Origin of the sequence: Paraburkholderia sp. Ac-20347 (genome assembly GCF_017104805.1) — a bacterium.
Lineage (GTDB): Bacteria > Pseudomonadota > Gammaproteobacteria > Burkholderiales > Burkholderiaceae > Paraburkholderia > Paraburkholderia tropica.
The window spans coordinates 1-12,877 of record NZ_JAAGPN010000235.1; the positions used below are offsets into that span (position 1 = coordinate 1).

At 58.7% G+C, this 12,877-nt stretch carries 15 protein-coding genes, 1 tRNA gene and 1 pseudogene; 4 read left to right on the forward strand and 13 right to left on the reverse strand.

Annotation, left to right across the window (positions count from 1 at the left end; translation table 11 throughout):
- Positions 1 to 190 precede the first annotated feature (190 nt).
- Positions 191 to 589: a helix-turn-helix domain-containing protein gene (locus tag G3N97_RS30235; protein WP_205996609.1), complete on the reverse strand. Its 399-nt coding sequence runs from the start codon at positions 587 to 589 to the stop codon at positions 191 to 193.
- A gap of 313 nt (positions 590 to 902) precedes the next feature.
- Between G3N97_RS30235 and G3N97_RS30240 the strand changes: the two genes are divergently transcribed.
- Together G3N97_RS30240 and G3N97_RS30245 are read left to right on the forward strand one after the other, a co-directional pair.
- Positions 903 to 1,241: a MarR family transcriptional regulator gene (locus tag G3N97_RS30240; protein WP_241030922.1), complete on the forward strand. Its 339-nt coding sequence runs from the start codon at positions 903 to 905 to the stop codon at positions 1,239 to 1,241.
- A 3-nt stretch (positions 1,242 to 1,244) separates the two neighbouring features.
- Entirely contained in the window at positions 1,245 to 1,661 is a 417-nt protein-coding gene (locus G3N97_RS30245) for a hypothetical protein (RefSeq protein WP_205996611.1), read from the forward strand.
- Positions 1,662 to 1,676: 15 nt separating this feature from the next.
- Here the strand turns inward: G3N97_RS30245 and G3N97_RS30250 are convergent, their stop codons facing one another.
- The 3 genes from G3N97_RS30250 to G3N97_RS30260 all read right to left on the reverse strand — a co-directional run bounded on the left by G3N97_RS30250 (position 1,677) and on the right by G3N97_RS30260 (position 3,902).
- Entirely contained in the window at positions 1,677 to 2,111 is a 435-nt protein-coding gene (locus G3N97_RS30250; protein WP_205996612.1) for a hypothetical protein, read from the reverse strand.
- 138 nt (positions 2,112 to 2,249) lie between these two features.
- Complete coding sequence (locus G3N97_RS30255) at positions 2,250 to 3,110, reverse strand: hypothetical protein (RefSeq protein ID WP_205996613.1); 861 nt, start codon at positions 3,108 to 3,110, stop codon at positions 2,250 to 2,252.
- Between the two features lie 135 nt (positions 3,111 to 3,245).
- Positions 3,246 to 3,902 (reverse strand): hypothetical protein, encoded by a 657-nt coding sequence (locus G3N97_RS30260; RefSeq protein WP_205996614.1) that lies wholly within the window; start codon positions 3,900 to 3,902, stop codon positions 3,246 to 3,248.
- A gap of 489 nt (positions 3,903 to 4,391) precedes the next feature.
- On the opposite strand from G3N97_RS30260, the gene G3N97_RS30265 reads away from it, so the two are divergent.
- Positions 4,392 to 5,258 carry a hypothetical protein gene (locus G3N97_RS30265; protein WP_205996615.1) on the forward strand — a complete coding sequence of 289 codons (867 nt, stop codon included), beginning with the start codon at positions 4,392 to 4,394 and terminating at the stop codon, positions 5,256 to 5,258.
- Between the two features lie 186 nt (positions 5,259 to 5,444).
- On the opposite strand, the pseudogene G3N97_RS30270 reads toward G3N97_RS30265, so the two are convergent.
- Positions 5,445 to 5,513: pseudogene (locus G3N97_RS30270) on the reverse strand (4Fe-4S binding protein); the annotation flags it as partial.
- A gap of 184 nt (positions 5,514 to 5,697) precedes the next feature.
- Between G3N97_RS30270 and G3N97_RS30275 the strand changes: the two are divergent.
- The gene (locus G3N97_RS30275; RefSeq protein WP_205996616.1) at positions 5,698 to 5,955 is read left to right on the forward strand and encodes a YfhL family 4Fe-4S dicluster ferredoxin; all 258 of its coding nucleotides are present in this window, start codon (positions 5,698 to 5,700) and stop codon (positions 5,953 to 5,955) included.
- A 131-nt stretch (positions 5,956 to 6,086) separates the two neighbouring features.
- Here the strand turns inward: G3N97_RS30275 and hisC are convergent, their stop codons facing one another.
- The 8 genes from hisC to G3N97_RS30315 all read right to left on the reverse strand — a co-directional run.
- Positions 6,087 to 7,154, reverse strand: a complete 1,068-nt coding sequence (gene hisC / locus G3N97_RS30280) for a histidinol-phosphate transaminase (protein WP_205996617.1) — start codon at positions 7,152 to 7,154, stop codon at positions 6,087 to 6,089.
- A 92-nt stretch (positions 7,155 to 7,246) separates the two neighbouring features.
- On the reverse strand, positions 7,247 to 7,849 hold the full coding sequence (gene pth / locus G3N97_RS30285; protein ID WP_205996618.1) for an aminoacyl-tRNA hydrolase: 603 nt from the start codon (positions 7,847 to 7,849) through the stop codon (positions 7,247 to 7,249).
- 179 nt (positions 7,850 to 8,028) lie between these two features.
- Positions 8,029 to 8,631: a 50S ribosomal protein L25/general stress protein Ctc gene (locus tag G3N97_RS30290; protein WP_065062193.1), complete on the reverse strand. Its 603-nt coding sequence runs from the start codon at positions 8,629 to 8,631 to the stop codon at positions 8,029 to 8,031.
- Positions 8,632 to 8,800: 169 nt separating this feature from the next.
- On the reverse strand, positions 8,801 to 9,757 hold the full coding sequence (locus G3N97_RS30295) for a ribose-phosphate pyrophosphokinase (RefSeq protein WP_027815686.1): 957 nt from the start codon (positions 9,755 to 9,757) through the stop codon (positions 8,801 to 8,803).
- 66 nt (positions 9,758 to 9,823) lie between these two features.
- Positions 9,824 to 9,900 (reverse strand) — tRNA-Gln (locus tag G3N97_RS30300).
- Between the two features lie 50 nt (positions 9,901 to 9,950).
- Positions 9,951 to 10,853 carry a 4-(cytidine 5'-diphospho)-2-C-methyl-D-erythritol kinase gene (gene ispE, locus G3N97_RS30305; RefSeq protein ID WP_205996619.1) on the reverse strand — a complete coding sequence of 301 codons (903 nt, stop codon included), beginning with the start codon at positions 10,851 to 10,853 and terminating at the stop codon, positions 9,951 to 9,953.
- 61 nt (positions 10,854 to 10,914) lie between these two features.
- Positions 10,915 to 11,568, reverse strand: coding sequence for a lipoprotein insertase outer membrane protein LolB (gene lolB, locus G3N97_RS30310; RefSeq protein WP_205996620.1), 654 nt, complete (start codon positions 11,566 to 11,568; stop codon positions 10,915 to 10,917).
- Positions 11,568 to 12,877, reverse strand: a 1,310-nt coding sequence (locus G3N97_RS30315) for a tetratricopeptide repeat protein (RefSeq protein WP_205996621.1), incomplete at its 5' end; no start/stop codon positions are given. The genes lolB and G3N97_RS30315, both read right to left, overlap by 1 nt.

Here is a 12,877-nt window from a genome sequence, read left to right on the forward strand (position 1 = left end):
GTTGAACGAATAGAAGAGCTGGTTCTGCACGCCACCCTGATGACCCATCATGACGTATCCCCCGTCGATCGATGTCTTCCAGGATAGCGAACAATCCCAGCGGCGGGCGAGTTTTTCAACAGAATCGGCCGAACTCGGTCTCTTGCCACAGCTTGAGATCCAGCCCTGATAGCCTTCGAATCTAGTCTTGCTACTTGCGCCGAGTACTCTTGCTGCGATGCTTTGTCCTCAGCATTTCGGCGAGTTGCTGAACGAAATTCACGACGAGCAGGCGCTCGTCGTTATCCAGACCCTCAAGTGCGTCCGCGATCACGGCCATCTGGTCGTCCGGCCGCTTCGAGCCACGCTGCAATAGCTGGTCTACCGAGCAGTCCAGCGCATCGCTGAGTTGTTGAAGGCGATGCAACGTCGGTACACGCGTCCCTCGTTCCCACCTGCTGATGGCTTCCTGCTCTAGATCGATCATTTCCGCAAGCTTGGCTTGGGTCAGTCCGCGTGCGCGTCGTTGTTCGGCAATGGCGGTCCCGACGCGGGCAGCTAGCAGCATGTCCTGGGTGTCGTCGGTGATTGGGGCGGAACGATTGCTCATAGGACGATATGGTCGACTTCATTCCAATAGAGATGAACATCCTGAAAGGAATGTTTAATTCCAAAATGGTTGAATTTTCGAGGCCGTTTTCGTATCGTACAGAGGTTGCGTGAGCGGTCGGGGCACAAGAAAAAGCCGCTCGGAAGATTTTGTTTCGAAAAATCAATAGCCTATGACAACGAGCGATTCACTTTCCCAGTTCCACACATTCATGTCGGTCTACGAAAGCTGCCGCGCATCGGCGCTAGGCCATGCATTGCAGATGACGCCTATGGCCGCGCGAGCCTTGTGCTTGGTTCGAACGTTTCCTGGCATGACCCTCCACGAGTTGGGCTGCATCCTTGGCGGAAGTCAGGGGCAGGTCATCGGCGCTGCATTTGACCTGCAACATCTCGGTTACATCGAGATATCGGAAGAGGGTGACGACAATCGTCAGCGGGTGTTGAAGCCGATACGGGGGCGACTTTTCGGGTTCGAGGGATATGACAAGCTGGTGTTCAATCTGGCAGCGGAGGCCGGAGTTACCGAGCAGTTGGCGTCGCTGTTACCGCTGTATCAGGACGTGCTGATGAAAGCGCTTGAGGAACTGCAAGGTGATGCGCAGAACATCCAGTATCAGGCTCAACGGCGGATACTGGCGCGGGTCATATGAGTCGTGTCAGCGATTTTCGAGCACATTGATGCCATTGCCCGCAAGAAGCGCCGAGACGTGTTATTCATCGAATTCTATCGAGTCGATGCCAAAGGAAAGCGCGGCTGTCTCGTTGCAGGGTTCGACTGGCCTCGACTTACTATGCGACAGCAGATCATTGAGTGGCTCGACAAGCGGCGGATCGAGTGGGAGCCTTGCAGTCACGCGGAGGTTCCGGCGTTAATCATGTCTTATCGCGGGCAGATTTATATTGATCTTCCGTTCGACAGAGGCGTGTCCGCGTATCGCGAACTGGAGGCATTCTTTGGAAAGCCGAACGGCAAAATGAGGGTCTCCGGTGTCAGGCTCTGTCGCCTGAGGTATACGGCCGCGTTGCGGAACGCGGATCAATATGGCGCTGACTACTGGGATCGATGGTAGGCGGGACCGATGGCGTTATCGCCTGAATTGCCTCGCCTCCATCACAGACAGAGCTTCAATGAAGATCGTTTGCACGGCAGGCAGAATCTTTTCTAGAGCATCGGACAGGTCCATGTCCCGGCCGAGTCGTTCCAACTTGGCGCGATGGAGGCGGGCAGCTTCGCACCGCGCATCTATCGGCACGAGGAAGTATTCGCCGCTCTGGCCTTTTGTGGATCCAATGACACGGGCTAGGCCCTCCTCTTGAAGATCGAAGGCGGTACCGACTGCCTGCCCGCGACTGCAACCGAGTAGTAAATGGAGTTTATCGAGCGAGATTTCGCCGGCGGATAGCCCGATGTCGAGCGCCTTTGCTGCGAATACCGACGTGCCGAGCGATTTTGCAAGGGCGGTAGCGTACCGCCCTTGATACAGCGACATGAAATTGTGAAAGTGTGTGATTGCGAACATTAAACCCCTTGCTACGTACTTTATCGGAGCGGCATCGTATGAGATGCCGGGATAAAAGGAGGGTAGCGAGGGGTTATTGGCGCATCAAGCGATATTTTGATAATTAAATTGTCTGGTCAACAGACGTTGCCATGTGTGTTACAAATAATCATTCTTGGGGGGCTTCTCCCCGAGGTACATATCGAATCTCGAGATTGAATACGATCCATCGATGAGCGGGCGGATAATAATCGGTGTCAATTTTCCCGCAGTTGGGATGTTCCATTCTTCAATTACATCGGAAAGCCGCTCTCTACTAACTGATTTAATATGAATAACGAGTTCGGCTGAATTCATATCATTCAACGCCGAGAAAAAACACTCGCTGACTTTGTACTTGTCGATTTTCGGAGTTTCGACAGGCTTTTCTTTCCGTCGTTCTTTCGTAATTTTACGGCGAATTTCGTCAAGCCCATTTTCAGCCAATACCCATTCAGAAAACGTCTGTTCGGTTTGACCTGCCTTGTTGGCGCGCTGGAGGATGAGTGCATCGGAGGATGCTTGTCTCCGCTCTTCTCCACGGTAAATTCGCGAAATCAAATGGTATTCTGTTGTATTCTTCCGCTTCTTCTTGAATGGCTCGCCCATTGCCTTCTCGTACAAAGCGGCGTAGATTTTGTCCTGAAGCAGTGTGTTGTCGATTCTAAAAAATTTCTGACGAATTCCGAGGCATTTTGCAAGTGAGTCAATTGCGGCTTGCTGGATCTTTCCGTGATAGGTGTCGATATTTTTTCTGATTGACTCACCGTGCATCTTGAGGTTGTCCAACTCCTCTTTAAGAAGAGGAATCACCACATTCTCATCTTGTGAATCCAGCTTGTTCGAACTGAATTTAGATTTATCCAATTGCTTGGATCCCTCAAGAGCCTTTTTCAGATTGGACTTGTCAACCGAAAATTCCTTTGCGGAACTGGTATCCAGTTCCCGCGTGGTGATTTCGGTAACATTAATATTTTCCATTACATACTCCTTATAAAGTTAATTTAATTGTCGTTCTGTGAATCGACGAAATGAACTTTATTTCGGAGTGAGTTTCGATAATAGCCGCCGCGCTGGCTAACGTTTACCGTTTGCCGGCAAGTCGTACACCGTTTGCTAGCAAGTCGTTCGCTGTCTGCGGGCAAACGTCATACCGTCCAGCCAGCCAGTGATAGTGCGTTCGGCTTGGTTTTCCGAGAGTTCGATGTTGAGATCCGCTGCCTTTGACAGAACCGCTTCTTTGATCGATAGAGCGGCATTGCGTTTGCTCTGATATTTGCCGGTCGCGGCTAGCTCACGGGCATGTTCGCGCAGGGGTTCGTATCTAGCATTGCGTTTGGTGGAGCCAGCCTTGCTGCGCGCGGAAATGACACCGACTAGTGCCGGCTCCAAGGCGAACACACCTTCTGCAAAACCCAGCAGATAATGTGCGTTGGCGATATGGGACCATCCTTGATGTTCGTTGCCCGCACTGTGAGCATTTTTTGCTTCCTGCACATAGGCACACGCCTGGCAGATCGCCCGCATGTAGATGAGGAACGAATGCTCGGTGTGATTTTTGAATACTTCGACTTCGATCTGTGCCGGATTTTCAGTCGACGACTGAGCTATCGGCATAAGAACTTCTCTAAGAAAGTCGTCCGCCGAATGATCCGGGTTCATCACAACATAGAGCCGAAACGCCGCCTTAATGATCGCGTCGCATGCCGCTGCGATTGAGTCAAAGATAGGGAAAGGTTCGCCGAATTTTCGAGTGAGTGCGATGTCAGTCATGGGACGCGGGAGAAGTTTTGAGAAGGTAAAACGCAGTGTGGTCAAATCGGTTTAACGGCGTTCTGGCGCTGCGCTTGAGCTTGAGGCAGCGCAGGTGTCGAGCAGGGCAGCAAAATGCGTGGCGGCTCGTTTGGCAAGCCATAGGGAAAATTGTCGGTTGCACCGACAATTGCTGGCGACGAGATGCTGTTTTCGCCCTCTCCGCAATTAGCGGGCGCCATCACATGTGTCCGGCTCGCTACGACGACGTTCAAGCGGGCACCAAGAGCTTCTATGCACTAGACATAAAGTGCGTGAGTACGCTCAAGTTTCAAGCAACGTCGTCCGACATTCAGAGAGGGCAAGCAGCTTGTATGGGCAATGGCTTGCTTGAGCGTGCGGGCGTCCCGGCCTCAATCTCGCACGAATCTTTGAATGGCTGCTCGATTCGGGTTGGCAGAGGGCCGCTGCTGTCCATAGCGTTCAGCTTATGCGGATGACGACGGGAATATGCAGTACGCAAGAGGCGGTGACGGAACAGTATGGGAAGCGGCAAAATTTTCTGCGCTCCCCGGAGATAGACTTGAAGAAGAGAGGCGCAACCTAGTGTGCGTCGAATGTGGGGAGTTTGCTTGGTTTCGCAAGCAGAGCACCCATGGTCATCCAGCGCATTTTTGTGCTCACCACACAGCACAATGCAATCTGCGCGTTGAGTATGTCGTTGTCGGCGAAGCTCGTAACGAGGCGACTGTCGCTGAGGCGCAGGTCGCAAGCGGCGACTTGATCGTCGTAGATCTTGACCAAGAGTCTGGTGGCAATATCGATGTCACACCGGTGCAGCCTCCGCCTACGGGGGACGGTGAAGGCGGGGGGCGGACTTATGTGTTGCGAGGGCCTAACCGACAATCGGCACAACACTTCACATTGCGTAGGATTCTCCTACGGCTTGTGCAGAGCCCAGAGTTCCGTAATTCAGACAGGCAAATCCACCTGCATAAGTCTGATGGTGAAGTCCTCGTTGGTGGGCCGGTTAGACAAATTGTCACGAGCTTTGACGAAATTCGTGCTGAGAGGCACAACGACGTACTTGCCTTGTACTGGGGGCCGATTGCATCTGTAGGCCGGACGACCGATGGCAAGCTTTGGCTCAACTCTTCGGATCGGTATAGCGGTGCGAGCGTCGTAATCTTCGAGGATATCGTAGACGATTTCTTGCAGACGTTCGGCATCACGGATCTCGACGATCTTGCCGGCGCACACGTTCTTGTTGCCGGTCGATGTACGGTCCGCGCCGGACGACCATTTATATGGTGCAGTTCACCGAAATACATCATCGTGCGCCGGTACCGGGACGAGCGATTGCAGGTGCAGCTGTAGTCCGCTTCGCCCACACGGTTATTTGTCGATTAGAGCAGACTTTTACGGCTTGCTCGCTCAAGAGTCGGTTTGCATCTATATGCAAGTCGACTCTTGGATGTCGGTTCGACCACAACGCGAGACGTGGCGACGCCGATCACATCATCAAGGCTACCAGTTTTATTTTGATCATATTTTAAGCTTGGCGATCACGTCGATTTCCGGGCCCATCGAAATGGCGTCGTTCGGGCACGCGGGCTCGCAAACGTCGCAATTGTGCGGAAAACGTCTTGTTGCTCATGGCATGGCGTGCTATCTGGACTTTGCGCGCTGCAAAATCTGCAACACCTGTGCAACTCAGCCGCAACTCAAAAACATGGATTTCGGGGAATTTCGCACGACCGTGCAGAAGGCTGAAAAGCTATAATGTATTGTTTTTTCTAGCAAAGTTGGTGGCAGCATGGCCCTGATGATTACCGACGAGTGCATCAATTGCGACGTCTGCGAGCCCGAGTGCCCGAACGACGCCATTTCGATGGGCCCGGAAATCTACGTGATCGACCCGAACAAGTGCACGGAGTGCGTCGGCCATTTCGACGAGCCGCAGTGCATCCAGGTGTGTCCGGTGGAGTGCATCCCGAAGAATCCCGAGCACCTCGAAACGCAGGAGCAGCTGATGCAGAAGTACGAGACGCTGACGGCGGCGAAGGACGCCTGAGCGCCACAGCCCGCCCGCAGCCTGCTCGCAACGACGACGCTGCAAACGAAAAACGCGCCCGAGGGCGCGTTTTTTTATGTCCGGCTTTTATGTGCGGCCAACGTGGCTCACAACAAGGCTCACAACGAGCCTCAAGCGACGATGGCCTTGAGCGCCTCGACGAGCGTATCGCATTCGGCGTCGGTGCCGATCGAGATGCGCAGATGCTGATCGATACGCGGCAGCTTGAAATGGCGCACAAAGATTTCTTTTTCGCGCAGTTTGGCCGCGATGCCGGCCGCGTCGTGTTGCGGATGCTTCGCGAACACGAAGTTCGCCGCCGACGGCACCACCTCGAAGCCCAGCGCCTCGAGCGCCGCGTTCAGGCGCGTGCGGCTCGCGATCACGCGTTCGCAGGTCGAGCGGAAGTACGCGACGTCCTCGTAGGCGGCCACGCCGGCCGCTTGCGCCAGCCGATCGAGCGGATATGAGTTGAAGCTGTCCTTCACGCGGTTGAGCGCGTCGATCAGATCGGCGTGACCGAACGCAAAGCCCACGCGCATGCCCGCGAGCGAACGCGACTTCGAAGTCGTATGCACGACGAGCAGATTCGGATAGCGGTCGATCAGCGCGATGGCCGACTCGGCGCCGAAATCCACATACGCTTCGTCGACGATCACGACCGAATCCGGATTGCCCGCGACCACACGCTCGATCTCGGCGAGCGGCAGCGCATGACCGGTCGGCGCATTCGGATTCGGGAAGATCACGCCGCCGTTCGGCTGCAGATAGTCGTCCACGCGAATCCGGAATTGCTCGTCGAGCGGCACCGTGCGGTATTCGACTTCGTAGAGTCGCGCGTAGGTCGGATAAAAGCTGTAGGTGATATCGGGAAAGAGAATCGGCTTGTCGTGCTTGAGCAGCGCGAGGAACGCGTGCGCGAGCACTTCGTCGGAGCCATTGCCGACGAACACCTGATCGGCGCGCAGACCGTGATGCGCGGCCACGGCGGCGCGCAGATTCTTCGCGACCGGATCGGGATAGCGGCGCAGCGACTCGCTGTGCTCGCCCAGTTCGGCGCGGATCGCGTCGAGCACGCGCGGCGAGGGCGGGTAGGGGTTCTCGTTGGTGTTGAGCTTCACCGGATGCGCGAGCGCCGGCTGTTCGCCGGGCACGTACGGTACGAGACGGTGGACGATGTCACTCCAGAAACGACTCAAGACGCTCTCCTTCACTCATTCGATATGACGTGTGCTGCCGCGCGTGACGCGCGGCGCGCACCTTGACGCAAGGTTATCCGCGCAACGCCGTTTCAGCCGTTGCGATGCAGCAGCATCACGGCGCGCTCGGTTTCGCCCTTCACGAAGGTGGGCATGATCGCGAGCGAGCGCTCGATCGACGCGTCGATCACGTCCTGCTCTTCGCGGCGCGGCGGCTTGAGCACGAAGTTCGCCACGTCGGGCTTGGCGCCCGCGCGCGCGCCTTCGGGAATCAGATCGCGCGGATGGCCGATGCCGATGCGCAGTCGCCAGTATTGCTGCGTCGACAGATGCGCGGAAATGTCCTTCAGGCCGTTGTGACCGCCGCTGCCGCCGCCGAGCTTGAGCTTCACGGTGCCGGGCGGCAGATCGAGTTCGTCGTGCGCGACGAGGATCTCGTCGGGCAGGATCTTGAAGAAGTTCGCGACCGCGACGACCGACTGGCCCGAGCGGTTCATATAGGTCTGCGGTTCGAGCAGATGCACTTCCTCGCCGTAGAGGCGCGCCTTCGCGTAGTGGCCGTGAAAGCGGCGCTCGTCGCGCAGTGTCGCGCCGGCGTCGCGCGCGAGCTGGTCCACGAGCCAGAAGCCCGCGTTGTGGCGCGTCGCCGTATATTCGGCGCCCGGATTGCCGAGCCCGACGATCAACCTGATCATGGTGGTGTTTCCGCCTGCAAGATCGCTGAATGCTCGACGGCCAGCGGCCGGAGCGTGATCCGCAAGTGTACGGAAGTGTATGAAAGAGTGCGAAAAAAAACCCGCCGGGGCGAACCTCGGCGGGTCACGTCGACCGTCTCTATTGAGACGGATCGAGAGGATCGGCTTGTTGCCGCAGCTTATTCAGCTGCTGCTTCGCCTTCAGCAGCGGCTTGTGCGCCAGCCGGCACCGGTGCCGACGCGACGACCGGGTTTTCCGCTTCGATGTGCGGAACCAGCGTCACACCTGCCGGCAGCGTGATGTCCTTGGCGTGCAGCGATTGACCAGCTTCGATCTTCGCCAGGTCGACTTCGAGGAATTCCGGCAGTTGGCCCGGCAGGCAAACCACTTCGATTTCCGCGAGGACGTGCGAGATGATCGCGCCACCCAGCTTGACGGCCGGGTTGGTTTCCTGGTTCATGAAGTGCAGGGGCACCTTCGTGTGGATCTTCTTGTTCGGGTCCACGCGCTGGAAGTCCACGTGCAGCACGAGCTGACGGAACGGGTGGTATTGCACGTCGCGCAGCAGAACCTGTTGCGACTTGCCTGCCACTTCGAGCTCGAGGATCGACGAGTGGAAGGATTCCTTCTTCAGGGCGTGCCACAGCGCGTTGTGGTCGAGTTCGACCAGCTGGGGTTCCGAACCGACACCGTAAACGATGCCAGGGGTCTTGCCAGCGATGCGCAGGCGGCGGCTCGCACCCGTACCTTGCAGGTTACGCTCGAAAGCGATGACTTTCATGTGATTCTCCAATGCACTGCCCGCGACCAGGCAGTAAAACGGGGCCTTGTCGACAGCACGGCTGTCTTCTGGCCCCCAGCGATGCAGCACGAACCTTCGTCCGTTCGCGCCGATTACGTGCAAAAGCGCGGCATTCTCGCGAACACCGCGCTCTGCGCGTCAATTCTTTTTAGCTTTCTGCGAACAGCGACATCACCGAGTCGCCGCGGCGGATACGCGAGAACGTCTCCGCGAGCAGGCCGGCGCTCGTGAGCGCGCGGATCTTCGAGCACGCGCGGGCTTCTGCGCCCAGCGGAATCGTGTCGGTGACGACCAGTTCGTCCAGTGCGGAAGCAGCAATACGCTCGCCTGCGCCACCCGAGAGAACCGGGTGCGTGGCGTAAGCGAAGACCTGCTTCGCGCCGCGTTCCTTCAGCACTTGCGCTGCCTTGCAGAGCGTGCCGGCGGTATCGACCATGTCGTCCATGATCACGCAGGTGCGGCCTTCGACTTCACCGATGATGTTCATCACTTCGGCGACGTTCGCCTTCGGACGACGCTTGTCGATGATCGCGAGATCGCAACCGAGTTGCTTGGCGAGCGCACGGGCGCGCACCACGCCGCCGACGTCCGGCGAAACGACCAGCAGGTTCTCGTAGTTCTGCTTGCGCAGATCGCCGAGCAGCACGGGCGTTGCGTAGATGTTGTCGACGGGAATATCGAAGAAGCCCTGGATCTGGTCAGCGTGCAGATCCATCGTGATGATCCGCTCGACGCCCGCGATTTCCAGCATGTTTGCCACGACCTTCGCCGAGATGGCGACGCGCGCCGAACGGGGGCGGCGGTCTTGACGGGCATAGCCGAAGTAGGGGATGGCTGCAGTGATCCGGCCTGCGGATGCGCGCTTGAGCGCATCGACCATGATCATCAGTTCCATGAGGTTGTCGTTGGTCGGCGCGCAGGTGGACTGCAGGACGAAGACGTCCTTGCCACGCACGTTTTCCTGGATTTCGACCTGGATTTCACCGTCGGAGAAGCGGCTAACCATAGCCTTGCCGAGGGGAATACCGAGGATCTTGACGACTTCCTGTGCAAGCGCGGGATTTGCGTTGCCAGTAAAAACCATCAGGCCGTCATGGCTGCTCATCATGCACCTGCTGCGGACTTTGGGGGGGCGAGAGGAACTACTTGGGCGAACTGCTTTTAGAATTTTTGGCAGGGGAGGAAGGACTCGAACCCTCGCATGCCGGAATCAAAATCCGGTGCCTTGACCAACTTGGCGACTCCCCTACACTCAACTTCTAGCCTGACTGACCGGTAGAGCGATCAGTCACGCAAAACTATGACGCGAAAGTGAAGAGTGGATGCGTGTCCAGACTCGAGGCTACCGCGCTTCTCCAGGTGGGATGTTCCGCTTGCAGTTTGGCTTGCACCGTTTCTGCTTCGGCCCGACTGGTGAATGCTGCGAATACGCTTGCACCCGATCCGGTCATCCGCGCCGGTGTTGTGCTGCTCGAGATGCTCTCGAACCACTTGATCACCTGCGCTACTTCCGCGTATTTTCCTGCGACAACTGCTTGCATATCGTTCCGGCCGAAACTGTCAGGCCATCCGTTCTGCGTTGCTTGCTGTGCAAGAAAGACTGCTATTGTGCAGGCCTCTGTGTCCCTTGTCAACGACTTTTCTGAAAAAATTTCAGCGGTAGGGACATGAACCTGCGGCGTCACAACCAGAAAATGACGCGGGGGCAATTGTACACATTCCAGCGCCTCGCCAACACCCTCCGCAAATGCATTTTTCCCGAACACGAAGAAGGGCACATCGGCGCCCAGTTTCAGTGCCAGTTCCTGTAATTCGAGGCGCGGCAGATTGAGCTTCCAGAGGCGGTTCAGCGCGAGCAGCGTGGTGGCCGCGTCGGAGCTGCCGCCGCCAAGACCGGCGCCCATCGGCAGACGCTTTTCGATGTCGATCTCGACGCCTTCCTGGGTCCCCGTGTGTTCCTTGAGCAGCTTCGCCGCGCGCACGGTGAGATCGTGCTCGGCCGGCACGCCCTCGACTTCGACGGTGCGCGTGATGCGGCCGTCGTGGCGGCGCGTGAAATGCAGCGTGTCGCCCCAGTCGAGCAACTGGAACACGGTCTGCAGATCGTGATAGCCATTCGGGCGGCGGCCCGTGATGTGCAGGAAGAGATTGAGTTTCGCGGGCGCGAGGCAGTCGCGCAGCGAGTCTTGAGTTTCGGTCATGGTGCGTTGAGGCTTGCCTGACCGGCGGCGGGGCCGCGCGCCGGTCGTGTCGTGCTGGATTTTACTGGTCGAGCACGAGCTTGATCTGAAGCGGCGGATCTTCGCGGGTGAGATTCACGCGCTTGACGCCGGTCGCGGGCGCGTCCGCGTAAGCGATGTAGTCGATGGTCCAGCCGTCCTGCTCGATCTGCGAAAGGCGTTGCGGATTCTGCGGATCGGCGGTCGTGCGTGCGCGCGAACTCGGCGCGACCGACGGTTGCAGCCAGTAGCGCAGACCTTCGACCGGCAGCGCGAAACCGAGCGCCTGCTGCATCAGCGTGCCGACGTTGTCGGCGGTGAGCGGCGGCTTGTTCGGCAGTTCGAGCGTGGCTTGCGACGGCGCCGACGTGACGATCGCGAGCGTCGATCCGAGCGGATTGAGCAACTGCAAGGTCACGGTGGTGTCGGTCTGACGCCAGTCGAAATTGCCGTACGCGTTGCGTTGCTGGCCGTTCTGGTCGTTGTACTGCACGGCGAACCGGCCGTGATAGGCGCGGTTCGTCTGCGTGGTGAGCGAGGTCGTGGCGCGCGCCGTGGACGGCTCGTGCGGCGCCTGCGTCGCGCAGCCCGCGAGAGCGAGCAACGCGGCGAGCGCCGCGCCCGGCGCGAGGCGCAGGGCAGGGCGCAAAACCGGGCGCAATACGGCGGAACGGATGCTGAGTCGGGAATCGGCCATCAGAGATCGTTGACCTGGAGGCGCTGGAGCGTCTTCAGGAGCGTGTCGTTGTCGGGTTCGAGCTTGCGGGCTTCGCGCCAGGCCTGGCGTGCGCCGTCCTGGTCGCCGTTCTTCCACAGCACTTCGCCCAGATGCGCGCCGATCTCGGCGTTCGGCTGCATGCTGTAAGCCTTGCGCAGCAGCTTGATGGCGTCGGCGGTGTCGCCCATGCGGTACTTGACCCAGCCCACGCTGTCCATGATGAACGCATCGTCGGGCGCGAGTGCCGAAGCCTTCTCGACCAGCCGGTCGGCTTCCTGCAGGCGCTGGTTGCGGTCGGCGAGCGAATAGCCGAGCGCGTTGTAGGCCTGCGGATTGTCGGGCTGCGTCTTGATCAGCTTGCGCAGCTGCGCTTCCATGACTTCGTAGTGGCCGTTCTTTTCGGCGGCCATCGCGTAGTCGTAGGTGAGATCGGGATCGTCCGGGAAGTCGGCGGTGGCCTTCGCGAGGCGCGCTTCGGCTTCCGGATAGCGCTTCGCGTCGAACAGGATCGAGGCGTCCGTGCGCGCGATCAGCGACTGGTCGCGCGGATCGTCGCTCTGGATGCCCGCGAGCAGGCGTCGCGCGTCGTCGACCTTGCCCTGCTTGTCGAGCAGTTGCGCGCGCATCACCTGCGCCGGCACGTATTGCTGGCTGGTCGGGCCGATCTTGTTCAGCCAGGCGTCGGCGCCCGCGTCGTCTTTCTGTTCAGCCGACAATTGCGCGAGGTAGATGTAGGCCTGGCCCGGATCGCCGCCCGTGACCTTTTCGGCCGCCTGCGCGTACTGAACCAGATACTTCTTCGCGTCGTCGTACTTCTTCTGCTGCACGTCGATGAGCGCGAGCGCCATCATCGGCATCAGGTCGTCCGGCTTGGACTTGTGCAGGATTTCAAACTGCTTCTGCGCGTCGTCGAGGCGGTTGGCCGCGAGGTAGGTCTGCGCGAGCGCAAGGTGGCCGTCGCGCGACTTCGGATTCTGCTTGACGTACTGCTCGATGGCCGCAATGCCTTCGGTGCGCTCTTCCGGGCCCATTTGCACGAGCATCAGCGCGGCGGGCAGGTAGTCGCTCTTCTTCGCGAGCGCCTGTTCGAACGACTTGCGCGCGCCGGGCACGTCGTCGGCGAGCAGTTGCTGACGGCCGATGGCGAGCTGCGCCTCGGGGCGGTCCATGTCGTTGACGAGCAGCGCCTTGAGCACGTCGAGACCGCCGGAGCGATTCGGGCCGCGCGAAAGCAGCAACTGCAGCGAGAGGATGGCCGGGCCGCGGCTGTCGGCCGGCACGCGGGCCA